This is a genomic window from Mycobacterium sp. (assembly GCF_051006775.1).
GTDB lineage: Bacteria > Actinomycetota > Actinomycetes > Mycobacteriales > Mycobacteriaceae > Mycobacterium.
The window spans coordinates 1-25,868 of sequence record NZ_JBPCSX010000100.1; the positions used below are offsets into that span (position 1 = coordinate 1).

At 67.9% G+C, this 25,868-nt stretch carries 27 protein-coding genes; 9 read left to right on the plus strand and 18 right to left on the minus strand.

The window, feature by feature from the left end; translation table 11 throughout:
- From ACR2JI_RS07335 to ACR2JI_RS07355, 5 genes are all read right to left on the minus strand, one after another.
- A partial coding sequence (locus ACR2JI_RS07335; RefSeq protein WP_526389425.1) for an ABC transporter ATP-binding protein occupies positions 1 to 969 on the minus strand: 969 nt, incomplete at its 3' end.
- A gap of 10 nt (positions 970 to 979) precedes the next feature.
- Complete coding sequence (locus tag ACR2JI_RS07340; protein WP_526389426.1) at positions 980 to 1,801, minus strand: carbohydrate ABC transporter permease; 822 nt, start codon at positions 1,799 to 1,801, stop codon at positions 980 to 982.
- Positions 1,798 to 2,697, minus strand: a complete 900-nt coding sequence (locus tag ACR2JI_RS07345) for a carbohydrate ABC transporter permease (protein ID WP_526389427.1) — start codon at positions 2,695 to 2,697, stop codon at positions 1,798 to 1,800. The genes ACR2JI_RS07340 and ACR2JI_RS07345 overlap by 4 nt, the downstream gene beginning before the upstream one ends.
- A complete protein-coding gene (locus ACR2JI_RS07350) occupies positions 2,694 to 4,091 on the minus strand; it encodes an extracellular solute-binding protein (RefSeq protein WP_526389455.1) in 1,398 nt (465 codons plus the stop codon). Before ACR2JI_RS07350 ends, ACR2JI_RS07345 begins: the two co-directional genes overlap by 4 nt.
- A 43-nt stretch (positions 4,092 to 4,134) precedes the next feature.
- Positions 4,135 to 4,659 (minus strand): general stress protein, encoded by a 525-nt coding sequence (locus ACR2JI_RS07355; protein ID WP_526389428.1) that lies wholly within the window; start codon positions 4,657 to 4,659, stop codon positions 4,135 to 4,137.
- A 64-nt stretch (positions 4,660 to 4,723) separates the two neighbouring features.
- Between ACR2JI_RS07355 and ACR2JI_RS07360 the strand changes: the two genes are divergently transcribed.
- A complete protein-coding gene (locus ACR2JI_RS07360) occupies positions 4,724 to 5,251 on the plus strand; it encodes a DUF4190 domain-containing protein (RefSeq protein ID WP_526389429.1) in 528 nt (175 codons plus the stop codon).
- On the opposite strand, the gene ACR2JI_RS07365 is transcribed toward ACR2JI_RS07360, so the two are convergent.
- Entirely contained in the window at positions 5,252 to 6,208 is a 957-nt protein-coding gene (locus ACR2JI_RS07365) for an HpcH/HpaI aldolase/citrate lyase family protein (protein WP_526389430.1), read from the minus strand. It abuts the gene before it with no gap.
- A gap of 24 nt (positions 6,209 to 6,232) precedes the next feature.
- Here ACR2JI_RS07365 and ACR2JI_RS07370 point away from each other — a divergent pair, with 24 nt between their 5' ends.
- From ACR2JI_RS07370 to ACR2JI_RS07385, 4 genes are all read left to right on the plus strand, one after another.
- Positions 6,233 to 7,522 (plus strand): magnesium transporter MgtE N-terminal domain-containing protein, encoded by a 1,290-nt coding sequence (locus ACR2JI_RS07370; protein ID WP_526389431.1) that lies wholly within the window; start codon positions 6,233 to 6,235, stop codon positions 7,520 to 7,522.
- Positions 7,519 to 8,055, plus strand: coding sequence for a DUF1003 domain-containing protein (locus tag ACR2JI_RS07375; RefSeq protein WP_526389432.1), 537 nt, complete (start codon positions 7,519 to 7,521; stop codon positions 8,053 to 8,055). The genes ACR2JI_RS07370 and ACR2JI_RS07375 overlap by 4 nt, the downstream gene beginning before the upstream one ends.
- A gap of 93 nt (positions 8,056 to 8,148) precedes the next feature.
- Positions 8,149 to 9,507, plus strand: a complete 1,359-nt coding sequence (locus ACR2JI_RS07380; RefSeq protein ID WP_526389433.1) for a lytic transglycosylase domain-containing protein — start codon at positions 8,149 to 8,151, stop codon at positions 9,505 to 9,507.
- A gap of 34 nt (positions 9,508 to 9,541) precedes the next feature.
- On the plus strand, positions 9,542 to 10,690 hold the full coding sequence (locus tag ACR2JI_RS07385) for a P-loop NTPase (protein WP_526389434.1): 1,149 nt from the start codon (positions 9,542 to 9,544) through the stop codon (positions 10,688 to 10,690).
- A 27-nt stretch (positions 10,691 to 10,717) separates the two neighbouring features.
- Here ACR2JI_RS07385 and tatB read toward each other — a convergent pair whose 3' ends face one another.
- The 4 genes from tatB to sigE all read right to left on the minus strand — a co-directional run bounded on the left by tatB (position 10,718) and on the right by sigE (position 13,990).
- Entirely contained in the window at positions 10,718 to 11,110 is a 393-nt protein-coding gene (gene tatB / locus ACR2JI_RS07390; protein WP_526389435.1) for a Sec-independent protein translocase protein TatB, read from the minus strand.
- Between the two features lie 4 nt (positions 11,111 to 11,114).
- The gene (gene htrA, locus ACR2JI_RS07395; protein ID WP_526389436.1) at positions 11,115 to 12,611 is read right to left on the minus strand and encodes a serine protease HtrA; all 1,497 of its coding nucleotides are present in this window, start codon (positions 12,609 to 12,611) and stop codon (positions 11,115 to 11,117) included.
- Between the two features lie 74 nt (positions 12,612 to 12,685).
- Positions 12,686 to 13,087 (minus strand): anti-sigma E factor RseA, encoded by a 402-nt coding sequence (gene rseA, locus ACR2JI_RS07400; protein ID WP_526389456.1) that lies wholly within the window; start codon positions 13,085 to 13,087, stop codon positions 12,686 to 12,688.
- A 114-nt stretch (positions 13,088 to 13,201) separates the two neighbouring features.
- On the minus strand, positions 13,202 to 13,990 hold the full coding sequence (gene sigE, locus ACR2JI_RS07405) for an RNA polymerase sigma factor SigE (protein ID WP_526389437.1): 789 nt from the start codon (positions 13,988 to 13,990) through the stop codon (positions 13,202 to 13,204).
- Between the two features lie 219 nt (positions 13,991 to 14,209).
- On the opposite strand from sigE, the gene ACR2JI_RS07410 reads away from it, so the two are divergent.
- Positions 14,210 to 14,878 (plus strand): O-methyltransferase, encoded by a 669-nt coding sequence (locus ACR2JI_RS07410; protein WP_526389438.1) that lies wholly within the window; start codon positions 14,210 to 14,212, stop codon positions 14,876 to 14,878.
- A gap of 51 nt (positions 14,879 to 14,929) precedes the next feature.
- A complete protein-coding gene (locus ACR2JI_RS07415; RefSeq protein WP_526389439.1) occupies positions 14,930 to 15,523 on the plus strand; it encodes a DUF4126 family protein in 594 nt (197 codons plus the stop codon).
- On the opposite strand, the gene glgC is transcribed toward ACR2JI_RS07415, so the two are convergent.
- Positions 15,524 to 16,738: a glucose-1-phosphate adenylyltransferase gene (gene glgC, locus ACR2JI_RS07420; protein ID WP_526389440.1), complete on the minus strand. Its 1,215-nt coding sequence runs from the start codon at positions 16,736 to 16,738 to the stop codon at positions 15,524 to 15,526.
- A gap of 136 nt (positions 16,739 to 16,874) precedes the next feature.
- On the opposite strand from glgC, the gene glgA reads away from it, so the two are divergent.
- Positions 16,875 to 18,038 carry a glycogen synthase gene (gene glgA, locus ACR2JI_RS07425; protein WP_526389441.1) on the plus strand — a complete coding sequence of 388 codons (1,164 nt, stop codon included), beginning with the start codon at positions 16,875 to 16,877 and terminating at the stop codon, positions 18,036 to 18,038.
- Positions 18,039 to 18,104: 66 nt separating this feature from the next.
- On the opposite strand, the gene ACR2JI_RS07430 is transcribed toward glgA, so the two are convergent.
- The 7 genes from ACR2JI_RS07430 to log all read right to left on the minus strand — a co-directional run bounded on the left by ACR2JI_RS07430 (position 18,105) and on the right by log (position 23,524).
- Positions 18,105 to 18,272 (minus strand): DUF3117 domain-containing protein, encoded by a 168-nt coding sequence (locus ACR2JI_RS07430; RefSeq protein ID WP_526389442.1) that lies wholly within the window; start codon positions 18,270 to 18,272, stop codon positions 18,105 to 18,107.
- 116 nt (positions 18,273 to 18,388) lie between these two features.
- On the minus strand, positions 18,389 to 18,979 hold the full coding sequence (locus ACR2JI_RS07435; RefSeq protein ID WP_526389443.1) for a DNA-3-methyladenine glycosylase I: 591 nt from the start codon (positions 18,977 to 18,979) through the stop codon (positions 18,389 to 18,391).
- Complete coding sequence (locus tag ACR2JI_RS07440; protein WP_526389444.1) at positions 18,972 to 19,289, minus strand: DivIVA domain-containing protein; 318 nt, start codon at positions 19,287 to 19,289, stop codon at positions 18,972 to 18,974. Before ACR2JI_RS07440 ends, ACR2JI_RS07435 begins: the two co-directional genes overlap by 8 nt.
- 29 nt (positions 19,290 to 19,318) lie before the next feature.
- Positions 19,319 to 20,203, minus strand: coding sequence for a glucosyl-3-phosphoglycerate synthase (locus tag ACR2JI_RS07445; protein WP_526389445.1), 885 nt, complete (start codon positions 20,201 to 20,203; stop codon positions 19,319 to 19,321).
- Positions 20,200 to 21,075, minus strand: coding sequence for a dihydropteroate synthase (folP, locus tag ACR2JI_RS07450; RefSeq protein ID WP_526389446.1), 876 nt, complete (start codon positions 21,073 to 21,075; stop codon positions 20,200 to 20,202). Before folP ends, ACR2JI_RS07445 begins: the two co-directional genes overlap by 4 nt.
- A gap of 76 nt (positions 21,076 to 21,151) precedes the next feature.
- Positions 21,152 to 22,939: a long-chain-acyl-CoA synthetase FadD6 gene (fadD6, locus tag ACR2JI_RS07455; protein ID WP_526389447.1), complete on the minus strand. Its 1,788-nt coding sequence runs from the start codon at positions 22,937 to 22,939 to the stop codon at positions 21,152 to 21,154.
- Positions 22,940 to 22,942: 3 nt separating this feature from the next.
- On the minus strand, positions 22,943 to 23,524 hold the full coding sequence (gene log, locus ACR2JI_RS07460) for a cytokinin riboside 5'-monophosphate phosphoribohydrolase (protein ID WP_526389448.1): 582 nt from the start codon (positions 23,522 to 23,524) through the stop codon (positions 22,943 to 22,945).
- A 48-nt stretch (positions 23,525 to 23,572) separates the two neighbouring features.
- On the opposite strand from log, the gene ACR2JI_RS07465 reads away from it, so the two are divergent.
- On the plus strand, positions 23,573 to 25,819 hold the full coding sequence (locus ACR2JI_RS07465) for an AAA family ATPase (RefSeq protein WP_526389449.1): 2,247 nt from the start codon (positions 23,573 to 23,575) through the stop codon (positions 25,817 to 25,819).
- Positions 25,820 to 25,868: the final 49 nt, after the last annotated feature.

Consider the following 25,868-nt stretch of genomic DNA (forward strand, 5'->3'; position numbering starts at 1 on the left):
GGTACCGACCGCGCCGGGAAGCGAGAAGTAGTCGTACTTGTCCGAGCCCAGCGACTCGACCAGGTTGACCTGAACCGGAAAAGTGGCCGCCTTGACCCGCTCGAATCCGTCCAGCAACGAGGCGTCCTCGAAGCTCTCCGGACGCAGACCGGCGATCAGATCACCGGACGCACCGGCTGGTGGCTGCACCGGTATCTCGCCGAACGGCAACCGGACGCCGGTCGCGGTCGCGGTCGCGGGGAAGAAGTTCATCGCCGGGGATCCGATGAAGCCGGCGACGAAGAGGTTCGCCGGATGGTTGTACAGCTCGTCGGGAGTGCCGATCTGCTGGGCCACACCGTCTTTGAGCACCACCACCCGATCACCGAGAGTCATCGCCTCGGTCTGATCATGGGTGACGTAGACGGTGGTGGTGCCAAGCCGCTTCTGCAGACGGGCGATCTCTCCGCGCATCTGCACCCGCAGTTTGGCGTCGAGGTTGCTCAGCGGCTCATCCATCAGAAACGCCTTGGGCTTGCGCACGATCGCGCGGCCCATCGCGACCCGCTGACGCTGACCGCCGGAGAGTTGCGCGGGCCGGCGGTCGAGCAATTCGGTGAGGTCCAGGATCCTGGCGGTCTCCTCGACCTTGGCATTGATCTCGGCCTTGCCCATCTTGGCCAGCGTCAGTGGGAAGGCGATGTTCTGCCGCACCGTCATGTGCGGGTAGAGCGCATAGGACTGGAACACCATGGCGACGTCGCGATCCCGTGGCGCCTTCTCGTTGACCCGCTGTCCGCCGATGCGCAGTTCACCGGAACTGATCTCGTCGAGACCGGCGATCATGTTCAGCGTCGTCGACTTTCCGCACCCGGAAGGCCCGACCAGGATGACGAACTCGCCGTCGGCGATCGTCAGGCTCAGATCCTTCACGGGGGTGGCCCCGCCGGGGTACTGCTTGCTCACGTGCTCCAGGACGATCTCGGCCATATCAGCCCCGCTAACCCTTCACCGCGCCGGAGGTCAGCCCGGCGACAATCCGACGTTGGAAGATCAGAACAAAGATGATGATCGGGATGGTGATCACCATCGCGCCGGCCGCGATCGAACCGGTCGGCTCCTCGAATTGCGAACTGCCGGTGAAGTTGGCGATCGCCACCGGCGCGGTGATCGCGGAATTGGTGGCCGTCAGCGACAACGCCAGCAGCAGGTCGTTCCAGGCGAAGATGAACACCAGGATCGCCGCCGTCACGATGCCCGGGGCGGCCAGTGGCGCGATCACCCGACGGAAGGCCTGGGCCGGCGTGGCGCCGTCCATTTTGGCAGCCCGCTCCAGGTCCCACGGGATCTCCCGGAAGAACGCCGAGAGCGTGTAGATCGCCAACGGCAGCGCGAAGGTGATGTACGGGATGATCAGGCCGGGCCAGGTGTCGTACAGGCCGATCTTGCGTTCGATGTTGAACAGCGGTGTGACCAAGGAGATCTGCGGGAACATCGCGATCAGCAGGGCCGCCCCGATCAGCGCCTTCTTGCCGGCGAAGTCCAGCCGGGCAACCGCATAGGCGGCCATCCCGCCGATGGTCACCGCGATCACCGTGGTGATCAGCGCGATGCCGATGGAGTTGATCAATGCCGAGGAGAACACGTCACCGGTGAAGATGCCCTGATAGTTGGCGAAGGTGATCTCCGAGGGGATCAGCTTGCCGTCCTTGACCGTCGAGGTCGGTTTGAGCGACAAGCTCAGGATCCACAGCACCGGTAGTAGTGCGTAGACCACCACCAGAATGTTGATCACCGTCCAGAAGCCGGCCCGACGCGTCATCGCCCGAACTCCTCATCGGCATCCGCGCCAGGCGCCGAGGCGCCGAACAGTTTGATGTAGATGAAGGCGATCACCGCGACCGCGAGGAACACCAGCACGCTGATCGCTGATCCGAGGCCGAGGTTGAACGCCTTGAACAGGTTGTCGTAGCCCAGGATCGAGACCGAAGCGGTGTCGTTGGATCCGCCGGTGAGCACGTAGATGTTGTCGAAGATCCGGAACGCGTCCAGGGTGCGGAACAGCAGAGCGACCAGGATGGCCGGCTTGATCAGCGGGATGATGATGCGGGTCAGCCGGGTCCACGACGATGCCCCGTCGACCTCGGCCGCCCGGAGCAGATCGTCGGGCACCAGAGCCAGACCGGCCAGCAGCAACAGTGCCATGAACGGCGTGGTCTTCCACACCTCGGCTCCGATGATCACCGCGATCGAGGGGATCTGCTGGGTCAGCGGCGCACTGCCATCGGGCAGCAGGTTCGCCAGGTAGCCGGTTCCGGGGGTCCAGGCGTAGTACCAGGAGTACGACGCGGCCACGGTCACGATGCCGTACGGGATCAGGATCGCGGTGCGCACCAGGCCCTTGCCGAAGATGGTGCGATGCATCACCAGAGCCAGGCCCAGACCGAGGACGAACTCGATAGCCACCGAGATGACAGTGATGATCAACGTGACGAAAAACGCTGTCCACCAATAGTTGTCACCGAGGATGGTGGCGTAGTTACCCAAGCCGACGAACGCCGTATCGTTCGGGCTGGCCAGGTTGTAGCGGTGCAGGCTCAGCCACACCGCGTAGATGATCGGGTAGGCGGTGACCACCAGCATCAGCACGACGGCGGGCGCGATCAGCCAATAGGCCAGCTTGCGCTGAGCCAGGCGATCGCCACCGCGAATGCTCACGGGATCAGCCCCTTGCCGTCGATCGCCTTCTGAACCTGGTCGGCGAGTTCGTCGGCGGTGCGCTCCGGGTCGATGGAGGTGATCGGCGCCAGCGTCACGGAGATCCGCGTCGACAGCGACTGGTAGTTCGGCGTGGCCGGCCGCACCGCGGCAGTGGTCAGCTGGTCGCGGATGATCGCGTACTGCGGGTACTTCTTCTGGAACTCCGGATCGTCATAGAGCGAGGCGCGCACCGCCGGCAGTCCACCCTGGATGGAGGTGTAGCGCTGGTTGCTCTCACTGCGGATGCAGCGCAGCGCCTCGAACGTCTCGGCCGGGTGCCGGGTGGTCGACGCCACCGCGAGGTTCAGGCCGCCGAGCGTGACGCGGGTGGGCAGTCCCTCGGTGACACCCGGGTACGGCGCGAACGCGAACACCGCCCGGCTGGCGTCGAACGCGGTGTTGAACTGCTCGTCGGTGGGCGCGAAGGTCCCGGCCTCGTTGATGGCGCCGGCCATGGCCGGGTTGTCATTGAGCGGGAGGAACGACACCCCGCCCTTGGTCGCGTTCTCCAGCATCGAGGCGAAGACGAAGGGCCAGTTGACTTCCAGTGCGGCGTTGCCCTGTTCCAGCGCCAGCCGCGCGGTGCCCTCATCGGTCTGGGTGATCGACGGATCGGCTCCCGGTGCGGTGGCCACCGACTTGATGATCTGCAATGCCTTGACGGTCGCCGCCCGGTGCTCCGGGGTGTCGGTGAGGGTGACGGTCTTGCCGTCCTCGGACAGCACCTGGCAGCCGGCACTCTCCAGCAGTGTGTTGAACCAGACCACCAGGCCCTCGTACTGCTTGGCCTGCACCGCGATCCAGCTGGGTTTGCCCGCGGCGTGCAGCCGGGTGGCCTCGGCGATCATCTGATCCAAGGTCGGCGGCGGCGGGGCCACCAGATCCGGCCGGTACCAGAGCATCTGGGTGTTGGTCGTCACCGGCGCTGCGTAGAGTTCGCCGCGCCACTTCGCGGTCGCCAGCGGGCCGGGCAGGGTGTCGGTCTCGGCGTCGGCGACGGCGAGCCCGGCCGGGTCGGCCGACAGCGGCAGCGCCCAACCCGCTTCGGCGAATTCGGCGGTCCACACCACGTCCATCGCCATGATGTCGAGCGTGTGGTCGTTGCCGGTGATCCGTCGGGCCAACTGCAACCGCTGATCGTCGGCACCCTTGGGAAGGCTGAACTGCTGGATGCGGAACTTCCCGCCCAGCTCCTCGTTGCAGCGGTCGGCCACCGCGGTGAACGTGGCGGTCTCACTGGCCGGGGTGTAGAGGCTGACCACTCGACTGTCGCCGCTCGACCCGCAGGCCGATCCCGATAGCGCGGTCAGCGCGGCCAGGGTGGCGGCGCCGACCCTTCGTGCCCGTCCGATCGTCACGAGCCGTACCTTAACCCGGCATACAGCTCTGATCGCCCTAGATGGTCAAGCGCGACAGCATGTCCCGCGCCCGCTCTGCGCTCTGCGGATCGCACAGCACGTCATATCGGCCGGCCACCAGTTGCATGGTGGAACTGAAGTCACGGGTTCCCTTGGTCATGGCATACGGGATCGACGAGGTGATCAAGCCGAAGACGATGCCGGCCGGGATAGTGAACAGCAGAGGGTTTCCCCCCTCGCCGTTGGTGAACAAACTGAGCACCAGACCGATGAACACACCCAGCCAGGCCCCGGACAGCACACCGCCGCCGAGCACCTTGGCCCAGTTCAGCCTGCCGGTGACCCGCTCGACCTGCATCAGGTCCACACCCACGATGGTCACCTGCTGCACCGGGAACTGGTTGTCGGACAGATGGTCGACCGCCTTCTGCGCGGCCGCATACGTCGGGTAGGAACCGATCGGCCAGCCGGTCGGCGGTGTCGGCAGGCCCACCGGTCCCCGGCGCCCTGCGCCTCGCGGACCGGCTGCGGGGTTCTGCCCGGGCTGGAAGGGACTGGTCATGATGGTGGTTCTCCTTGTTCGCGACGAGCGGGCCGCTCTCACCAAATAGGCTAGGTTCAACAGCATGACAGCTGCCAGTGGCGAGCCCGGCGACACGTCCCGGAACGAGGGAATGCAGTCGTCAACGGGGGCCTACGAGGCTCCCCCGATCGAACAGATCCCGACGTTCCAGCCACCCCCGGCATACGGCGGCTACGAACCGCCGAGTGCCTTCCCGCCGTCGGGTCAGCCGGGGTTCGCGCCCCCCGGGTACCCGCCGGCCCAGGGGTATCCCCCACCGGCCGGATACGTCCCCACCTACGCGCCGCCGCCGGAATACGGCCCGCCCTACCCGGGCGGTTACGGGACTCCGACGGCTCCGCCCGACCGAACCAACTCGCTGGCCGCCTTCTCCCTGGTCGCCTCGGCAGTCGGACTGTTGTGCGGTATCGGCTCGATTATCGGGATCGTGCTCGGAGTGATCGCGTTGAACCAGATCAAGCGCACCGGCCAGCAGGGTCGCGGACTGGCCGTCACCGGCATCGTGGTCGGCGTCGTGTCGATGGCGATCAGCATCGTCGCGTTCACGTTTTTCTTGAACAGCCCGACCTGATCAGTCGGGCGGTGTGAAGGAAGCGGACTGCCGGGTCATCCCGGCGGCTCGTCCCTTACCCGCGACCACCAGTGCCATCTTGCGGCTGGCTTCGTCGATCATCTCGTCACCGAGCATGACCGCACCCCGCGATCCGCCGGCTTTCGAGGTGTGCCAGTGATACGCCTCCAAAATGAGCTCGGCGTGGTCGTATTCGTCCTGTCGGGGGCTGAAGATCTCGTTGCCCGCGGCGATCTGGTCCGGATGCAACACCCACTTGCCGTCGAAGCCCAGCGCCGCTGATCGGCCTGCCACCCGGCGGAAAGCCTCGACATCACGCACTTTCAGATACGGGCCGTCGATCGCTGCGATGCCGTGTGCGCGCGCTGCGATGAGAATCGTCATCAGTACGTGGTGGTAAGCATCGCCGACGTCGTAGCCCTCGGGCTGCTCCCCCACCACCAGGGTGCGCATGTTCAAGCTCGCCATCAGGTCGGCCGGGCCCAACACCAGAGCCTGCACCCGGGGCGCGGCGGCGATCGCGTCGATATTGCGCAACCCCCTGGCATCCTCGATCTGGGCGTCGATCCCGATCCCGCCGACCGGCAGTCCATGGGTCAGTTCCAGCTGAGTCAGCAACAGATCGAGAGCCTGCACATGGTGCGCGTCGACGACCTTCGGCAGCACGATCAGATCCAGGTTCCTACCGGCGGCCGAGACCACATCGATCACATCGGCGTGCGTCCACGGCGTGGTCCAGTCGTTGACGCGCACACCGCGCAACTGGCCACCCCAGCCCGGCCCGGCGAGCGCCGCCGCCACCTGAGTGCGGGCCACCGATTTGGCCTCCGGCGCCACCGCATCTTCGAGGTCGAGGAAAACCTCGTCGGCAGGCAGAGCTTTGGCCTTCTCGATCATCCTGGGATTACTGCCGGGGACCGATAAGCAGGTTCTACGGGGCCGATAAACAGTGTCCACGCGCAGACTCCTACCCTTGCAATCATGGCGTCGGTGAACAGGGTATACGCGGCGCGACTGGCGGGAATGGTCGTGCTGGGCCCAGACGGCGAATCGCTGGGCCGGGTCCGCGATGTGGTGGTCAGCATCAGTATCGTGCGTCAGCAACCCCGCGTCCTCGGGCTCGTCGTCGAACTGCTCACGCGCAGAAGAATTTTCGTGCCCATCCTGCGGGTCACCGCAATCGAACCCAGCGCCGTCACACTGAACACCGCCAACGTCTCGCTGCGGCGATTCGTCCAGCGGCCGGGCGAGGTGCTGGTACTGGGCCAGGTTCTGGAAACCCGGGTCCGGGTCGACGACCCCGACCAGGAACAACTGGCGGGCGCCGATGTGATCGTGGTCGACCTGGGCATGGAGCAGACCCGGACCCGCGACTGGATGGTGACCCGGGTGGCGGTGCGCAGCCAGCGCCGACTGGGACGGCGCTCGGCGGTGGTGGTGGTGGACTGGCAGACCGTCGCCGGCCTGACGCCGTCCGGGCTGGCGATGCCCGGCCAGGGCGTGGCGCAACTGCTGCATCAGTTCGAGGGTCAGCGTCCCATCGAGGTGGCCGACGCCATCCGCGATCTCCCGGCCAAGCGCCGGACCGAAGTGGTCAACGCCCTCGATGACGAGCGGCTGGCCGACATCCTGCAGGAGCTGCCGGAGGACGATCAGTCCGAGCTGCTGATGCAACTGGACACCGAACGGGCCGCCGATGTTCTCGAGGCGATGGATCCCGACGACGCCGCCGACCTCCTCGGCGTGCTCCAACCCACCGATGCCGAGGTACTGCTGCGCCGGATGGATCCGGAGGACTCCGAATCGGTGCGCCGGCTGCTGAGTCACTCACCGGATACCGCGGGCGGCCTGATGACCTCCGATCCGGTGGTGCTGGCTCCGGACACCACCGTCGCCGAAGCGCTGGCCCGGGTGCGCGACCCGGACCTGACGCCGGCGCTGGCGTCACTGGTGTTCGTGGTCCGTCCACCCACGGCCACCCCCACCGGGCGCTATCTGGGCTGCGTGCACACCCAGGCGCTGCTGCGGGAGCCGCCCGCCAACCTGGTCAGCGGCATCGTCGACAGCGATCTGCCCCGGCTGTCACCCGGAACTCCGCTGCCGGCGGTGACCCGGTATCTGGCTGCCTACAACCTGGTCTGCGGCCCGGTGGTGGATGAGGAGAGTCATCTGCTCGGTGCGGTGACCGTCGACGACGTCCTCGACCACCTGCTGCCCGACGACTGGCGGGAGACCTACGAGGAGCCGTTCGCCGGGCAGGGCGCGCCATGAGCGAGTACCCGCGTCTGGACACCCCGCGCACCTCCCGCGGACCCGCCTTCAACTTCGACCCGGAGGCGGTCGGTCGGATCAGCGAGTCGATCGCCCGCTTCCTGGGCACCGGCCGCTACCTGATGTGGCAGACCATCCTGGTGATCGTCTGGATCACGCTGAACCTGTTCGCCGTCGGGCTGCGCTGGGACCCGTATCCGTTCATCCTGCTGAACCTGGCCTTTTCCACCCAGGCCGCCTACGCCGCCCCGCTGATCCTGCTCGCGCAGAACCGCCAGGAGAACCGCGACCGGGTGGCCTTGGAGGACGACCGCCGCCGATCCGAGCAGACCAAGGCCGACACCGAGTTTCTGGCCCGTGAACTGGCCGCCCTGCGGCTCGCGGTCGGCGAGGTCGCCACCCGCGATTACCTGCGCCGGGAGCTCGAGGAACTCCAGAAGCAGCTCCTCAAGTCCAAACCCAAGAAGAACAAGGCCGCCAAGGAAGCGGCGGCCGGTAACGACGACGCCGAAACCGGCGATCAAGACGACTAATACGGTTGCGTCCCGCGGCGGTCGACGGAATAGGTACAGTGGCGGGGTTCACAGCGTTAGACGAGCAAACTACTTGAGGGCGGACGAGTGGCGATGAAGCACCGATTCCGGGCGCCTGCGCTTGGACTCGCGGTCATCACGCCGGTCGTACTCGCCGGGGCGGTTGCGGCCGCCCCCGGCCACAGCGGCGTCGCGCCCTCCAGCGCTGACGTCACGCCCCTGGCCGCCGTGCAGCCCGCAGCCATCGATACCAGCGGCACCACCGTCGTCGCCGCGGCCCGTCCGCCGGCCGACTTCAAATTCGCCGCCGGCGCCGTGCCCTCGCTGCCGCCGCCACCCGCATTGGTCAGCGCCGTAGGCGGGATGCGCATCCCAGTGATGGCCCTGTCCGCCTACCGCAAAGCCGAGCAGACCATGGCCGTGGCATCCCCCGGCTGCGGGGTGAGCTGGAATCTGCTGGCCGGCATCGGCCGCATCGAGTCCTCGCACGCCAACGGTGGCGCCACCGACGCACGCGGCACCGCCGTACGTCCGATCTACGGCCCGACGCTGGATGGCAGCCTGCCCGGCAATGAGGTGATCGTCCAGAGCAACGCCGGCGGCCGGCCGGTCTTCGCTCGCGCGATGGGTCCCATGCAGTTCCTGCCCGGCACCTGGTCGCGGTACGCCTCCGACGGCGACGGCGACGGCAAAGCCGACCCGCAGAACCTGTTCGACGCGTCATTGTCGGCCGCGCGCTACCTCTGCAGCGGCGGGCTGAACCTGCGCAACCAGAGCCAGGTCCTCACCGCGATCCTGCGCTACAACAACTCGATGGCCTACGCCCAGAACGTGATGGGCTGGGCCGCGGCCTACGCCACCGGCGTCGCGCCGGTGGATCTGCCGCTCATCACCGGCCCGATCCCGGCCCTGGGCGATATGCACCTGGAGAATCCGGAAGGCCTCGGACCCGGTATGCCGGGTATGCCCGAGGGCGACCCGCTGCTGCAGCTCTCGCAGATGAACTTCGGCAACAGTGAACTCGCCGGCCAGCTCGCCATGCCCGGACCGTTGCAGGGCCCCGGCGTGCTGCCCCAGTACGGGTGCGAGGTGATCTGCATGTCCTCCCAACTGGCGCCTGCGGACGCCATCCAGGAAAACCTTCCGCCGTGGCTGATGCCGATGAATCCGGCCCCGTGGATGCCGCAGCCCGCGGTCGCCCCGATGCCGGTCATGTTGCCCGGGCCCGCCCAGTTCGAGCCGATGGTGCCCCCGGCCAACATCCCGGCACCACCGGCCCCGGCGATCATGCCCGGTCCGCCAGGTCCGCCCGCCCCAGCCGCGGTGCCGGGTCCGCCCGCCCCGGCGGACGTGCCCGGTCCGGCCGCCCCGGGTCCCGAGCCGGCGCCGGTTCCGGATGTGGCGCCGACGGTGGCCCAGGGTCCGGGACCGCTGCCAGGCCCCGCCAGCTGACCCTGATCACCCCGCCGGAGATAATCAGGCGGAGATGTCTGAAAACACTGAGCTCGAGAAGTCGATCCGCGCCGCGCTGGCCAAGGTCATAGATCCGGAACTACGTAAGCCGATCACCGAACTGAACATGGTCAAGGGCGTTTCCGTCACTGACGGTGGCGCGGTGCACGTCGAGATCTACCTGACGACCGACGCCTGTCCGAAAAAGACCGAGATCACCGAGCGTGTCACCGCGGCCGTCACCGACGTGCCGGGCACCGGAGCGGTGCGGGTGAGCCTCGACGTGATGGACGACGAACAGCGCACCGCACTGCGCAAGCAGTTGCGCGGCGATCAGGGACTGTCCGCCGAACCGGTCATCCCGTTCGCCCAGCCCGGCTCCCTCACCCGGGTCTACGCGGTGGCCTCCGGCAAGGGCGGCGTCGGAAAGTCCAGTGTCACAGTCAATCTCGCGGCGGCAATGGCTGCACGCGGGCTTTCCGTCGGGTTGCTCGATGCCGATATCTACGGTCATTCGGTGCCACGGATGATGGGCACCGCCGACCGGCCGACCCAGGTCGAGTCGATGATCCTTCCACCCATCGCCCATGACGTGAAGGTCATCTCCATCGCGCAGTTCACCCAGGGAAACGCGCCGGTGGTCTGGCGCGGCCCGATGCTGCACCGGGCCCTGCAGCAGTTCCTCGCCGACGTCTACTGGGGCGATCTGGACGTGCTGCTGCTCGACCTGCCGCCCGGTACCGGTGATGTGGCCATCTCGGTGGCCCAGCTGGTTCCCAACGCGGAAATCCTGGTGGTGACCACCCCGCAGATGGCCGCGGCCGAGGTTGCCGAACGGGCCGGGGCGATCGCCCTGCAGACCCGTCAGCGCATCGTCGGCGTGGTGGAGAACATGTCCGGTCTGGCGCTCCCCGACGGCACCACGATGCAAATCTTCGGCGAAGGCGGTGGCAGGCAGGTAGCCGACCGGCTGACCCGTGCCGTGGGAGCCGACGTCCCGCTCCTGGGACAGATCCCGCTGGATCCCGCGCTGGTGACCGCAGGCGATGCCGGCGTGCCGCTGGTCTTGTCGACACCGGACTCCGCGGCCGGCCGGGAGTTGCGCAGCATCGCCGACACGCTCGCCGGGCGCCGGCGGGGGTTGGCGGGGATGTCGCTGGGCCTGGATCCGGCGGGACGCTGAGCGACCCCTGGCTACCCCCGGGCGCGATCAGGTCGCGTCTGCGTCAAACGGTGCGGGGGACGGCGTGGGAGTGGCAGTGGGCGTGGCAGTGGGTACCGGCGCACTCTGCGGTTTGACAGCCGCATTGTCGAACTCTCCGGTGAGGAAGGAGTCATCGCCGTCGAGTAGATGTTTGGTCAGTGCGGCGCGCGGGCTCATTCCGCGTAACTTCTGCAGTTCACTGAGCGGCTGGCGCAGGTCGTCGAACTCAGGGCCGAGTTCCTCACGCAACTGACTGGTGGCGCCACTGAGGTAATCACGGGTCTGACGGATCGCGCCGGTCGTCCACCGGATCGCGCCCGGCAACCGTTCGGGCCCCAGGACCACCAAACCGATGACGAGAAGCAACAGCATCTCGCCCCAGCCGATATTGGCGAACATGGCCTCAGTTGTCCGGAGCGGGATTCACCGTCAGGGTGACCTTGCGGCCCTCCCTCATCACCTCGATGGGGGCGTCCTGACCGATCGTGAGCTGACGGACCGCGACGACGAACTCGTCGGCGTCGGCCACCTTGCGGCCGCCGACCTTGACCACGACATCGTTCTCCTTGACGCCGGCCTTCTCAGCCGGCCCCCCGGCCTTCACATTGGCCACCTGCGCGCCCGAGGCGAGGTCGTTGCTCACCGAGCGGGCAGAGAGCCCCAGCGTCGGATGCGCAATCTTGCCATCCTTGATGAGGGACTCGACCGTGGCCTTGACCTCGTTGACCGGGATCGCGAACCCGAGCCCACTTGCGCTGTCGGACAACGACTTTCCGGCCGTATTGATGCCGATGACTTCGGAGTTCATGTTGATCAGCGGGCCACCGGAGTTGCCGTGGTTGATCGAGGCGTCGGTCTGCACCGCGTCGATGACGGTGTCGGTGTCGGACCCTTCACCCGAGAGCGGTACCGGGCGGTTGAGTGCGCTGATGATGCCGTGGGTAACGGTGCTGCGAAGGCCCAGGGGGGCGCCGACGGCGACAACCTCCTCGCCGACCCGCAGCTTGGCGGAATCGCCGAACTTGGCCACCGTGAGGTTGTCGACGTTATCGACCTTCAGCACGGCGAGATCGGTCTTCGGGTCGCGGCCGACCAGGTTGGCCGGCACCTCTTTACCGTCGTTGAACACCACCGTCAGCTTGAACTTGCTCGGACTGGCTGCGGCCTCGGAGACCACGTGATTGTTGGTGACGACGTAGCCACGGCCGTCGACGACGACACCGGACCCCTGCGCGCCGGACTCGTCACTCTTGGCCTCGATGGTCACCACCGAGTCGGCCACCGACGCCGCAACGGCGGCAAACCGGCCGGGCGGCACATCAGAGGTGCCGGTGGTCGACAACGTCACCTTGGAGGTGGTGAAGGCCTCGACGACCTCCGCGGTCTTGCGGCCCACCCAACCGCCGAGCAGACCGATGAGCAGTGCGGTGATGGCGAGCACGGCCAGCGCCGTATAGGAGACTCTGCCGCCGAACAACACGTCGCGCACACCCAGCTTGCCCACCGGTCCGGGACCGAACTGCTGGACCGGCCGATCCATGGCCGGGGTGCCCAGCGCGACCGCGGCACCCGGATTGCGCCACGGATCCTCGGGATCCTCCGGTCCGGGCGCCTCCCCGTTGAGGGCGCCGGCGTCGGCGGGGTGGCGCTGCAGCGAATCCCCGCCCGGGAGGGGGCGGCCGAATGCCTCCTCCAGCACCGGGTCGGCGGGCCTTTCGCCGGGGGTGAAGTTGTCAGCGGCGCGGTACTTGGCCGGCCTCAGGTCCTCTGCGACGAAGGAACCGTCCACGCCGCCGGGACGGCCGAACACCCGGGATGCCTGCGGATCAACCGGCGGCCGCGACACCGGACGCGGCGCCAGCCGGGGTCCAACGCCGGAGCCGTCCTTGTTGGAGCTCACATCAACCTCGATCCACCACTGCAGAGAAGCGTTTCAACAAATGGGCGTCAGCCCACGTCGTGCCGGACTTCACCCTACCGGCGCTTGCGCCGGCCACGCGCGGCGCCGCCGGGCCGCCGGTCGCTGACCTGGGGTGCCGGTGTCGGCTCCTCCGGATTGGATTCCGGGATCTGAGTGAGCAATCCCATCAGTGTGCTGGGCATGCTGACCGGCCGGGACTCACGCAGCGCTGCCCGGGCCTGACCCTGGTCCTCGACCTCGGCCGCGCACTCCCGGCACGCCGCCAGGTGGCTGGCGGCCCGGAGGTGGGCCTTCATCGGCAGTTCGCCGTCCACATAGGCGGCCACCGCCTCGGTGGAGAGGTGGTCGGTGGAAGTGAACTTCCGCGGCGCAGCCAGCGCCGCTTCGTCGACGGCGACGAAGTTGGCCGGCAGTCGGGATATCGCACCGCGGAAGAAGCGTCCGGGCTCGAACAGCGCCACCGGGCTCCTTCCTCCAGGTACGCGGCGATCAGCCACGTACCGACCTATAACGAATGTAGCGCGCGAAACCGCCAGGACAGGTCATGACGGCGTCCGCGCGAGGTGTTGTCAGGCGAAAGCTGCGGCTGCGCCATGCACGCCGCGCGCGGCGAGGTGGTCACGCAGGGCCTGTCGGCCGCGGTGAATACGGCTGCGAACAGTGCCCAGCTTCACGCCCAGCGTGTGGCCGATCTCCTCATAGGACAGACCCTCGATGTCGCAGAGGACCACCGCGGCACGGAACTCGGCCGGCAGTGAGTCCAGCGCGGCCTGCAGGTCCGGGCCGAGCCGAGCGTCGTGATAGATCTGCTCCGGATTCGGCTGGTCAGAGGGCACCCGGTCGTAGTCCTCGGGCAGCGCGTCCATGCGGATGCGGCTGCGGCGACGAGCCATGTCCAGGAAGAGGTTCGTCGTGATGCGGTGCAGCCAACCCTCGAACGTGCCGGGCTGGTAGTTCTGCAGCGAGCGGAACACCCGGATGAAGGTCTCCTGGGTGAGGTCCTCGGCGTCGTGGCGGTTGCCCGACAGCCGATATGCCAGCCGGTAGACCCGGTCGGCATGCTGGCGCACCAGCTCGTCCCAGGACGGCATGACCGCCCGGTCCCCGGTCGCGTCGAACACCGCGGTGCCCTGCAACTCGTCGGACGGCTCAACCCAATCGGCGTCGATCTTCGGCGCCGGGTGGGTCATGCTGACCGGAACGGTCAGGGTGGTGATCGTCGGATCCTCGAGATCCCGGAGGGCGGGCAGAACCCCGGCCGGACAGCCGAAGTCGAATGCGGTGTTATCTGCCATTTCGAAATGCACAACGCGAGCCCGCTGCGGGGTATTCCCCGTCGAACCGCCACGGCTTTCCATGACCATCACCTTTCCATACCGTCCTGTGAACCGTATAGGAGCAAACTTCGTGTCGCATGAAAATTTAGGAAATAAGTGACAATCAGCTGGGAAAACCCAGGTCCCTGCAGAAATCTCAGCAATTCCTTAAGACTAGCTACTCAAAATCGGATTCCGGACCTCTGACCAGCTCTGGCGCGTCTGCCCAAACCCGGCTGGAGTTCATCTACGCTGCTCAGAATGTCCATCAGCGACGAACCCGCGGGCAGCCCGCCGAGCAGGGCCGACCGGATCCTGCACCACGCCGAAGGCTCGATCTCCGAGGATGCGATCGTCTCCGCCGCCCGCGAGCGAGCGCTGGAGACCGGCGCCGGCGCCGTCAGCCCAGCGGTGGGGGCACTGCTGAGCGTGCTGGCCCGGCTTTCCGGCGGTAAGGCCGTCGTCGAGGTCGGGACCGGGGCGGGTGTCAGCGGACTGTGGCTGCTCGCCGGTATGCGCGAGGACGGCGTGCTGACGACCATCGACACCGAACCCGAGCACCAGCGCCTGGCCAAACAGGCCTTCGGCGAGGCGGGGATCGGCCCCGGACGCACCCGACTCATCGGCGGGCGCGCCCAGGAAGTGCTCACCCGACTCGCCGACGCCTCCTACGACCTCGTCTTCGTCGACGCCGCACCCGCGGACCAACCGCACTTCGTCTCCGAGGGCGTGCGGCTGCTGCGGCCGGGCGGGGTCATCGTGGTGCACCACGCCGCACTCGACGGCCGGGCCGGCGACCCCGCTGCCAGCGATGCCGAGGTCATCGCGGTGCGTGAGGCCGCCAGGCTGATCGCCGAGGACGAACGTCTCACCCCCGTTCTGGTACCACTGGGAGACGGGATCCTGGTGGCCGCCCGAGACGCCGGATGATGTTCGGACCCGGATGATGTTCGGACACAGCATGATCGGTGGGGTTCGGCCGTGGAACTGATGACGGGGTTCGGCCTGGCATCGGCTGCCGGTCTCAACGCCTACATCCCACTGCTGTCGATGGGACTACTGGGCAGGTACACCGATCTCATCCACCTGCCGTCCGGTTGGGCCTGGCTGGAGAACGGCTGGGTGATCGCGATCGTTGCCGTACTGCTGGCCGTCGAGATCGTCGCCGACAAGATCCCGGCACTGGATTCCATCAACGATTCCATCCAGACCTTCGTGCGGCCGACCTCCGGCGGGATCGTCTTCGGTTCCGGCACCGCCGCCCAGACCGCCGCGGTCGCCGACCCCGCTGAGTTCGCCCGCACCGGGCAGTGGGTGCCGATCGCGATCGGCGTTGTGACGGCCCTGGTGGTTCACCTGACCAAGACGGCGGTGCGACCGGCGGCCAATGTCGCGACCGCCGGCGTCGCCGCCCCGGTGCTGAGCACCATCGAGGACTTCACCAGCGTCGGCCTGACCTTTGCGGCGATCCTGATCCCCGCCCTGGTGCTGTTGATCCTGGTGGCGCTGGCCTGGGGTGCGTGGTGGCTGTTTCGGCGGCGACGGCGCAAACGCCGTCAAGCGGTCCCCGGCTAGTCAGATCCAGATGCCCTTGCCGACGGCGACAACTCCGCCGGCGCTGATCGCGAAACGCTCGCGGTCCTTCTCCAGGTCCACCCCGACCATCTCGCCGGGGCCCACCACGACGTTCTTGTCCAGGATCGCGTGGCGCACCACCGCACCACGTCCGACCCGGACACCGGGCATCAGCACACTGCCCTCAACGATGGCACCGTCGTCGACGACGACATTGCTCGACAGCACCGAATTACGAACCGACGCAGCCGAAATGATGCTGCCGGCCCCGACCACCGACTCCTGCGCGGAACCACCGTTGACGAACTTGGCCGGGGCCAGGTTGTCGGACTCACCGCGAATCGGCCAGCGTTTGTTGTATAGGTTGAACACCGGGTGGACCGACACCAGGTCCATATGGGAGTCGTAGAAGGCGTCCAGGGTTCCGACGTCACGCCAGTAGCCGTGATCGCGTTCGGTCGCACCGGGAACCTCGTTGTCGTCGAAGTCATAGACGGCGGCCATGCCCTCGCCCACCAGTCGCGGAATGATGTCCCCGCCCATGTCATGGTCGGAGTTGTCATCGTCGGCGTCGGCTCGGATGGCGTCGATGAGCACCTTCGTGGTGAAGATGTAATTGCCCATCGAGACGAAGGTCTTGTCGGGATCGTCCGGGCAGGCGGGGGGCTCCGCTGGTTTTTCGACGAAGCCCTTGATCCGTCCGGACTCGTCGGCGTCGATGCAGCCGAATGCCGATGCCTCTGCGCGCGGCACCCGGATTCCGGCTACGGTCGCCCCCGCGCCGGTTTCGATGTGAAACGTCAACATCTGCTCGGGGTCCATCCGGTACACGTGGTCGGCACCGAAGATGATGATGTAGTCCGGATCCTCGTCGTAGATCAGATTCAGCGACTGATAGATCGCGTCGGCGGATCCGGTGTACCACCGGGGACCGAGACGCTGCTGGGCCGGCACCGGGGTGATGTACTCCCCCGCCAGACCGCTCAGTCGCCAGTTCTGCGAGATGTGCCGGTCCAGTGAATGCGACTTGTACTGCGTCAGAACGCAGATCCGCAGATAGCGCGCGTTGACGAGGTTGGACAGCACGAAGTCGATCAGCCGGTAGGCGCCCCCGAACGGAACGGCAGGTTTGGCGCGGTCGGCCGTCAGCGGATAGAGGCGCTTACCCTCGCCCCCGGCCAGGACGATGCCCAGCACGTGCGGAAGCTCCCTCATGTCTGCAAACCTATCCGCCCCCGCTGGACTCGGCTAGGGCAATGGAGGCAATGGATGCGCCTGCGGCGAATCGACTCACCGATGCGCGTCATCGGAAGCCGTCGTCCGGTCGCCGCGGTGCACTAGGTTCTGCGGTATGCGCGTGGCGATGATGACCCGGGAATACCCGCCGGAGGTCTACGGCGGTGCGGGCGTGCATGTCACCGAGCTGGTGGCCCAGTTGCGCCGGCTGTGCGAGGTCGACGTGCACTGCATGGGTGAGCCCCGTCCGGGGGTGTTCGTACATCAGCCCGATCCGGTACTCAAGGATGCCAATGCCGCCCTGTCGACCCTGTCGGCCGACCTGCGGATGGCCCATGCCGCCGCCGGGGCTGCGGTCGTGCACTCGCACACCTGGTACACCGGCATGGCCGGACACATCGCGGCACTGCTGCACGGCGTTCCGCACGTGTTGACCGCGCACTCGCTGGAGCCGCTGCGGCCCTGGAAGGCCGAACAACTCGGCGGCGGCTATCAGGTCTCGCTCTGGGTGGAACGCACCGCGGTCACGGCCGCGGACGCGGTGATCGCCGTCAGTGCCGGAATGCGCAATGACGTCCTGTCGGCGTACCCGACCCTGGACCCCGCCCGCGTTCATGTGGTGAAGAACGGCGTGGACACCGACGTGTGGTTCCCGGCTGCCCCCGCGCCGGAGGAATCGGTGCTCGACGAGCTGGGCGTGGACCCCTCGCGCCCGATCGTCGCCTTCGTCGGCCGGATCACCCGCCAGAAGGGTGTCCCGCACCTGATCGCCGCGGCCCACCGGTTCGCCCCGGAGGTACAGCTGGTGCTGTGCGCGGGCGCGCCGGACACCCCGGAGATCGCCGCCGAGGTCAAGAGCGCGGTCGCCGAACTCGCCGCCGAACGCAGCGGGGTGTTCTGGGTGCAGGACTTCCTACCGGTTCATGAGATCCGCGAAATACTATCCGCCGCAACGGTATTCGTATGCCCGTCGGTGTACGAGCCGCTGGGGATCGTCAACCTCGAGGCGATGGCGTGCGGGACCGCCGTGGTGGCAAGTGATGTCGGCGGAATCCCCGAGGTGGTCGACGATGGAGTGACCGGGATGCTGGTGCACTACGACCCCGCAGACGGGCGCGGTTTCGAGGCGGGGCTGGCCGAGGCGGTCAACGCACTGGTGGCCGATCCGGCCAAGGCGGCGGGCTACGGCATCGCGGGGCGCCGGCGCTGTATCGACGAATTCTCCTGGGCTCGGATCGCCGAGCAGACCCTGGCGATCTACCGCGCGGTCACCGCGTAAGCCCACCGGCAGCACGAAACCCCGCGCCTGCTGTCGCACGCCGCGGGGTTTTCGAGGGAAGAGCGTTTATCCGGTGACGGCTTTGAGTTCGTCGCCCAGCGCCGAGGCCTCCGCCGGCGTCAACTCGACGACCAGCCGTCCGCCACCTTCAAGCGGTACGCGCATCACGATGCCGCGTCCTTCCTTGGTCGCTTCAAGCGGACCGTCACCGGTCCGTGGCTTCATCGCCGCCATCGAGTGCTCCCTTCGAGATCCGAGCAGGCCCGTCAGCACCGGCGGAGCCGGAGCCAGGGTTGATTCTGTTGAGCACCATTGTTCCCTATCCGCAGCCCAAGGTGTGAAAGACCCTGCTAGCGGCCGTTGCGGGGCACCCAACACTTTGCCAGGTGGTCGTCCACCATCCCGGTGGCCTGCATCAACGCGTAGGCGGTCGTCGGGCCGACGAAACGGAATCCGCGCCGCTTGAGCTCGCGGGCCATGGCCTGCGATTCCGGGGTCTGGGCAGGCACATCACCGATCGCGGCGGGCCGGGGGCGCGGCGGTGGAGCGAAGGACCACAGCAGGTCGGACAGGTCGACGTCGAGGTCGGCGATCGCCCGCGCATTGGTGATGGCGGCCTCGATCTTGGCCCGGTTACGCACTATCCCGACGTCGTCCATCAGCCGGGCCACGTCGCGGTCGGTGAACCCGGCCACCGTGTCGATCTCGAAGCCGGCGAAGGCACTCCGGAAGTTGTCCCGCTTGCGAAGGATGATCAGCCATGACAACCCGCTCTGGAAGGCCTCCAGGGTCAGCCTCTCGAACAACGCGGTGCCGCCCCGCAGCGGCCGGCCCCATTCGGTGTCGTGGTAGTCGCGGTAGAGCTGGGATCCGTCGGCCCAGGGGCAGCGGGGCCGGCCGTCGTGGGTCGGGCCGTCGTGGGTCGGGCCGGAGTCAGTCACGGGGCGTGGGGGCCGGGGGTCGCAGCCCGGACCGCAACTCGGCGAGTTCGGCCCGCAATTCGTCGAGTTCGGCGCCCAGGCGGTCCAGAACCCAGTCCACCTCGCTGGTCTTGTACCCGCGGAACACCTGGGTGAACTTGACCGCCTCGACATCGGATCCGGTCACCTCGGTCACCGGCAACACCGTCGCGGTGGTGCCGCGCGGCAGCGGCGGCAGTTGCTCACCCCGGCCGAACACCAGGCTGGCGATCCCGAACAGGACCACCGCCACCAGGATCAGCACCACCAGATACAGCAGGATCAGTGTCACGCCCCTGATCCTGCCTGACGCGCCCCGGCTCAGCGCAGGGTGTTCATCGGCGGCCGGTCGGCCAGCGACACCGTCGAGGTCCGGGCGAGGTACCCGTCGGCGTCGGGCAGGAACTGGGTCAGTCCCACCCCGGAGTCCGGAATGCCGCACCGGGTCAGCAGCGTCGCGATGATCTGCCTGCTCATCGGGCCCAGCTCGCTGAGCGGACGGTTGCGGTGGGTGCGCACTCCGAGGTTCACCTGGGCGATGGCCTCGAGTCCGAACCTGTCATAGGTGTCGATCAGGATCCCGATCTCGACGCCGTACCCGGGTGCGAACGGCACCGAGGTCAGCAACTCCCGGGTGCCGGCGTATTCGCCACCCAGCGGCTGCATGACCGCACCCAGTTCGGGACGCAGAGCCGCCAGCAGCGGGCGGGCGACCAGCTCGGTTACCCGGCCGCCGCCGTTGGCGTCCTGACCGTCGCCGACCTTGAGTGGGCGCCGGTAGAAGCCGCGGACCAGATGGATACCGTCGCCGGTGAGGATCGGGCCGACCAGTCGCGGCACGAACATCGGGTCGGGGTCGATCAGGTCGGAGTCGATGAACACGATGACGTCGCCGGTGGTGGCTGCCAGCGAGCGCCACAGCGCCTCACCCTTGCCCGGCTGCGGTGGCACCTCGGGCAGCGCCTCCTCGCGATGGACCACCCGCGCGCCTGCCGCCCTGGCCCGCGCCTCGGTCTCGTCGGTGGACCCGGAGTCCAGCACGATCAGTTCATCGACGAGGCCGCCCAGCATCGGGGTGATGGTGTCGATGACGGCGCCGACCGTCGCGGCCTCGTTGAGCGCCGGCAGCACGACGGAGATGGTGCGGTCCCCCTTGGCGGCCTGCAGTTCGGGGATCGTCCAGTTCGGCCAGATGTCGGGGGTCATGCCAGCCCCCGCACCGTCCGCGCGGGTGGGCGATCGCCCCGGATCGAGGCGACCATCTCCAACACCCGGCGGGTGGGTCCGACCTCGTGGACGCGGAACATCCGCGCGCCGTCGGCGGCCGCGAGCGCGGTGGCGGCCAGCGTGCCCTCGAGGCGTTGGGTCAGTTCCACACCCAGAGTCTCCCCGATGAAGTCCTTGTTGCTCAGTGCCATCAGGACGGGCCATCCGGTGTTGACCAGATCCTGCACATGCCGCAACAACGTCAGGCCGTGGAAGGTGTTCTTGCCGAAATCGTGGGTCGGGTCGATCAGGATGCCGTCCCGGCGGACGCCGACTTTCGCAGCGTGCTCGGCGGCTGCGGTGACCTCGGCGATGACATCGTCGACCACCCCGGTGACCTCGGTGCCGTAGTTGACCCGGAACGGCCGGGTCCGGGGCACCGCGCCGCCGGTGTGCGAGCACACCAGGCCTGCGCCGAATTCGGCCGCGACCTCGGGCAGCGCCGGGTCATGCCCGGCCCAGGTGTCATTGATGATGTCGGCGCCGGCCGCGCAGGCCAGTGCGGCCACCGAGGCCCGCCAGGTGTCCACGCTGATCAGTTGGTCGGGGTATTCGGCGCGCACCCACTCGATGAAGGGCACCACCCTGGTGATCTCCTCGTCGGCGTCGACAAGGGTGCCCGGTCCGGCCTTGACCCCGCCGATGTCGATGACGTCAGCGCCCTCGGCGACGACGCGGCGGACGGCGTCCTTGGCCGCCTCGTCGGTGAAGGTGGCGCCGCGGTCGTAGAACGAGTCGGGCGTGCGGTTCACGATCGCCATGATCAGCGCGCGATCACCGGCCACCGGCCGCCCACAGAAAGTCGCGCTCATCCCGACAGTATTCAGCACCGGGCGTGAGCCTCGGATACGCCGACGGCTGTGCACGCGAACGTGCGGCCCGCCATCGTCAGCCCCTCGGACGCTTTCCGGCTGCGACCTCCGCCGGATAGCCGTCGTAGAACGCAACGTAGCCATCGTCACGACCGGCGAGCACATACAGCGGATCGGATACGTCCGGACCGAAGGCCTCGTCGCGAAGATCGACCTTGCGGCTCTTGAACGTCGAAGTGGTCTCCAGGGATTCGACGAGCCGGATGAACAGCGGAACCGAGTAGGCGGGCAGGGTGCGGTACAACTGCGCGGCCAGCTCAGGGCCGTCGAACACAACGCCGGCGCGCAGCTTGACCGCGGCCATGCCGGCCCGTCCATCGGTGCCGGGTACCTCGACGCCGAACACGGTGCATTCCTGGACGCCCGCATCGGCGGACAGTGCGGCCTCCACGTCGGTGGTGGCGACATTCTCACCCTTCCAGCGGAAGGTGTCCCCGATGCGGTCGGCGAAGGCAGCGTGCCCCATGCCCTGCGGGCACATCACGTCACCGGTGTTGAACCAGACATCGCCGTCCTTGAAAGCGTTGCGCACCAGTTTCTTCTCGCTGGCCGCCTTGTCGGTGTAGCCGTCGAACGGCGAGAGCCGGCTCACCGGGCTGATCAGCAGCCCGGGTTGGCCGGCCGGCACGCGGCGCACCCGGCCATTGCTGTCACGCACCGGCTCTCCGGTCGCCGTGTCGTATTCGACGTAGGCCAGCGGCAGCGGATTGATACCGGTCGAGCCCGGGATGTTGAAGATGTTGATGAAGGCCGTATTGCCCACACTGGCGGCGTAGAACACGACCACCCGCTTGATACCGAAGCGTTCGGTGAACGCCTCCCAAATGTCGGGCCGGAGTCCGTTTCCGACGATCACCCGGACGTGATGGCTGCGGTCGGTGGGCCGGGGCGGTTGGTTGAGCAGGTACCGGCATAGCTCGCCGATGTAGATGAACGCGGTGGCCTTCGCGGCGATCACCTCATCCCAGAATCGGGAAGCCGAGAATGACCGGCCGAGTGCCAGGGTGGCTCCGGCGTCGATCACCGATGACAGCGCGACCGTCAACGCGTTGTTGTGATAGAGCGGCAGCGCGCAGTACATGGTGTCGCCGCCGCGCAGTCGCACGCCGAGGCCGCTGAATCCGGCCAGTGCCCGCAGCCATCGCTGGTGAGTCATCACGCTGGCTTTCGGATTACCGGTGGTGCCGGAGGTGAAGATGTAGAAGGCGGTGTCCCTGGCGCGCACCTCTGCGGCCGACGGCGGGTTATCCGCGGGCATACCGGCGGACTTCTTCGCGAGGGTGTCGATGGTGATGAGTGTCGCCGGCCGGGCGCCGCTCTCGGTGATCGGGGTGATCAGATCGGCCTCGGCGATCAGCACCGTGGAGTCCAGCAGACCGATGCTGTGCGCCAACACATCCGCGCGCTGGTTGAAGTTCAGCATTCCGGCCACCGCGCCGCATTTGACGGCTGCGAGCATGACGAGCACCGTCTCCGGACGGTTGCTCAGCATGATCCCGACCACGTCGCCGTGACCGACACCGTGGCCCGCCAGCACCGCGGCGTAGCGATTGACGGTCTCGTTGGCCTGCCGGTAGGTGATCTCCTCGTCACCGAACCGGATGAAGATCCGGTCCGGGTATTGCCCGGCACGATCCTGAAAGATCTTGCCGATCGAGATCTTCGAAACCGGCAGCGACAGCAGCCCGGTCAGTGCGCCGCGCAGAATCACCGGGGTGTCGAGCAGCAGCGCCGGCACCTGAGCAGCGAGATCCAGCAGGCTCACCGGCCGGCGAGGTTTGCCGGCACCTGTGTTCCTGTCCATATTTTATGGCCTCTCCGTGCGAGATCCTCGGGCGCACAACGAAAGTGCGTCCTCGATATCGGTGGTCACCTGCAGCCGCTCCAGTGCGGACGCGCTGACATAACCGGCCGGGACGAGGGTGTCCAGCCAGCTGCGCAGTCCGTTGTAATGGCCGGCCGGGTCCAGTAGCACCACCGGCTTGTCATGCATGCCCAGGTAACCAGCGGTCCAGGTCTCGAATAGCTCCTCGAGGGTTCCGATCCCGCCGGGCAGCGTGATGAAGGCGTCGCTGCGGTCCTCCATGATCTGCTTGCGCTGACGCATGGTGTCGGTGACGACGAGTTCGTCAGCCTCGATATCGGCGACCTCGCGATACAGCAGAGCCTTCGGGATGACACCGACGGTGTGTCCGCCGGCGTCGCGGGCACCGGCGGCCAGTGCGCCCATCGCCGAGACGTTGCCGCCCCCGGAGACCAGCGTCCAGCCCCGCGCGGCGATCGCCGCACCGACCCGGCGCGCAAGTTCCAGCAGTTCAGGGTGCCGAGGGCCGGACGCGCAATACACGCAGACCGCCCATTCGCCGCGGGACTCCGGTTGCTGCTGCACACCCGAAACCTAGACCAGAGCCTCGGCGCGCCAAATAGAGTCCCTGCTATGCCGATTCAACGATGGTCTGACTGGCCGGTCGTACACCGCAGCGCACTCGAAGAGTTGGTGGCCGCGCTGCAGGACAACCCGGCCGGCGTGGCGCTGATCGGCAACGAGGGCGTGGGCAAGACAACGCTGGCCCATCAGGCTGCCGAGCGCCTCGGCAGGGGTGACCCGGTGTGGGTGGTCGGAACCGCGGCGCTGTCCTCGGTCCCGTTCGGTGCATTCGGCTCGCTGGTCGACATCCACGAAGTCGGTAAACCCGCCGCGTTGATCGCCGCGGCCGCGGATTCCCTTGCCGCCCATGCCAGATCGGCGCCGATCATCATCGACAACGCCCGACTTCTCGATCCGCTGTCGGCCACCCTCGTCTATCACCTGGCGCAGGAGGCAGCCCGAGGCACCGGCAGCCCGCTGATCGTCACGGTGCGCTCGGTGCTGCGGGTGCCACAGGTGGTCTCGGCGCTGTGGGAGGACGGCCTGCTGATGCGCTTCGACGTCGCTCCCCTCAACAGCGCCGAGACCGGTGCGGCCGTCGGCGGAGCCGGCGGCGGTGACGAGGCCGTTCTATACCGCCGCAGTGCAGGCAACCCACTGCACCTGCGGATGCTGATGACCACCGGCGGCAACGACGAGACCATCGATGCAGCCATCGACCGCTATCTGGCCGGGCAGTCGCAATCCGCCCGCAATGTGCTGGGCTACCTGTGCGTGTTCGAACCGGTGTCCCGCGACGATCTGGTGGCCCTGACCGACGAGTCCGCGATCCGGGAGGCGATCGACGCCGGAGTGGCCGCCGACCATGACTCCGTGATCTACAGCGGGCACCCGCTGTTCCTTGAGCGCTTCGCCACCACCTTGGACCGGGACGAGATCGCGCGACGGCGCACCGCCCTGGCGAATCGGCTGGCCGGCCGTCCCGCCCACAGCCCCGCCGAGCGGCTCAGCCGCACCCTGCTGGCCCTGCAGGGCGCCGGCGACGTCGACACCGACGCCGCGGTGTTCGCCGCGCAGGAGGCGTTGCGGCTCGGCGATCTCGGACTGGCCGAGCGGCTGGCCAGCGGAGCGCTCGAACACGCCGAACGGCTCGACGCGCGTCTGGCTCTGAGCTACGCACTGGCCTGGCAGGGCCGCGGCCGAGAGGCCGATTCGGTGCTGGGCGCGGTCGATGTGCGTGCACTCTCCGAGGAGCAGTTGATGGCGTGGGCTCTGCCGCGGGCCGCCAACCAGTTCTGGATGCTGTCCGAACCCGAGCGGGCGACCACCTTCCTGCAGAACGTCCGCAGCCGGGTCGGCGCGACATCGTCGCACCTGACCCTGGATGCGCTATCGGCGACCTTCGCGATGAACGCCGGCAATGTGCACCGGGCAGCCGAGATCGCCGGTCAGGTGCTCATCCATCCCGACGCACCCGATATGGCCGTGGCGTGGGCAGGCAGCGCTTCGGCGCTGTCGCAGGCCCGGATGGGCCATCTCGGCGCGGTGTGGCCGACCGTGCAGCGCGCTCTGGGGACCGAATACCCCGGACTGTTGCGGTTCACCATCGGACTGGCTGAGACGAGCAGCCTGCTGACAGCGGGAAAAACCGATCAGGCGCTGGAGACCGCACGCAGTTTCACCGACTTCGCCGAACTGGCCCAGCCCGGCCGGGCCATCGGCGAGGTGCTGATCGCCGGGGTACTGCTGGCACGCGGCGAGAACGCCGAGGCGGCCGCGTTGATGGGGCCCGCAGCGGCCACCCTGGAGCGCACCGGCTATTCGTGGGGTCCGCTGGCGCTGATGTACCTGACCACCGCACTGGCGCATCTGGGCGAGATCCCGGATTCGGCAAAAGCATTGGCGCGCGCGCAATCCCGGCACGGCACCAAGTCGGCGCTGTTTGCGCCCGAACTCGGGATCGCGCGCGCGTGGCGGCTCATCACCATCGGCGATCAGCCCGGCGCGCTGACGGCGGCGCGCGGGGCGGCGCGGATGGCCGAACGCGGCGGCCAGTGCGCGGTCGCGGTACGGACCTGGCACGAGGCGGTACGACTGGGCGACCGTCGGGCCGCGAATCCGGTGGCCGCGATCGCCGACGCCGTGCCCGACCTGGGGGCGAGTGCCTACACCCGGATGGTGCTGGCGCACGCCCGCGCGCTGACCGCCGGCGATGCGGCCGGGCTGTCGGCGGTGGCCGGGGACCTGGCCGCCGCGGGTTTTCACGGGGCGGCCGCCGATGCCGCGCGTCAGTCGCAGGAGGCCGCCTCCCCCTGACGGTCGCCGTCTGTCACACTCAGGGGGCGGCACCGAGGTTCCGCTGGCG

Coding starts and splice junctions, on each gene's coding strand:
- ACR2JI_RS07340 (WP_526389426.1), bottom strand. CDS start 1,801: ATGACGCGTCGGGCCGGCTTCTGGACGGTGATCAACATTCTGGTGGTG.
- ACR2JI_RS07355 (WP_526389428.1), bottom strand. CDS start 4,659: ATGACCAGTCCCTTCCAGCCCGGGCAGAACCCCGCAGCCGGTCCGCGA.
- ACR2JI_RS07360 (WP_526389429.1), top strand. CDS start 4,724: ATGACAGCTGCCAGTGGCGAGCCCGGCGACACGTCCCGGAACGAGGGA.
- ACR2JI_RS07370 (WP_526389431.1), top strand. CDS start 6,233: ATGGCGTCGGTGAACAGGGTATACGCGGCGCGACTGGCGGGAATGGTC.
- ACR2JI_RS07375 (WP_526389432.1), top strand. CDS start 7,519: ATGAGCGAGTACCCGCGTCTGGACACCCCGCGCACCTCCCGCGGACCC.
- ACR2JI_RS07380 (WP_526389433.1), top strand. CDS start 8,149: ATGAAGCACCGATTCCGGGCGCCTGCGCTTGGACTCGCGGTCATCACG.
- ACR2JI_RS07385 (WP_526389434.1), top strand. CDS start 9,542: ATGTCTGAAAACACTGAGCTCGAGAAGTCGATCCGCGCCGCGCTGGCC.
- tatB (WP_526389435.1), bottom strand. CDS start 11,110: ATGTTCGCCAATATCGGCTGGGGCGAGATGCTGTTGCTTCTCGTCATC.
- sigE (WP_526389437.1), bottom strand. CDS start 13,990: ATGGAAAGCCGTGGCGGTTCGACGGGGAATACCCCGCAGCGGGCTCGC.
- ACR2JI_RS07410 (WP_526389438.1), top strand. CDS start 14,210: ATGTCCATCAGCGACGAACCCGCGGGCAGCCCGCCGAGCAGGGCCGAC.
- glgC (WP_526389440.1), bottom strand. CDS start 16,738: ATGAGGGAGCTTCCGCACGTGCTGGGCATCGTCCTGGCCGGGGGCGAG.
- glgA (WP_526389441.1), top strand. CDS start 16,875: ATGCGCGTGGCGATGATGACCCGGGAATACCCGCCGGAGGTCTACGGC.
- ACR2JI_RS07430 (WP_526389442.1), bottom strand. CDS start 18,272: ATGGCGGCGATGAAGCCACGGACCGGTGACGGTCCGCTTGAAGCGACC.
- ACR2JI_RS07445 (WP_526389445.1), bottom strand. CDS start 20,203: ATGACCCCCGACATCTGGCCGAACTGGACGATCCCCGAACTGCAGGCC.
- folP (WP_526389446.1), bottom strand. CDS start 21,075: ATGAGCGCGACTTTCTGTGGGCGGCCGGTGGCCGGTGATCGCGCGCTG.
- fadD6 (WP_526389447.1), bottom strand. CDS start 22,939: ATGGACAGGAACACAGGTGCCGGCAAACCTCGCCGGCCGGTGAGCCTG.
- ACR2JI_RS07465 (WP_526389449.1), top strand. CDS start 23,573: ATGCCGATTCAACGATGGTCTGACTGGCCGGTCGTACACCGCAGCGCA.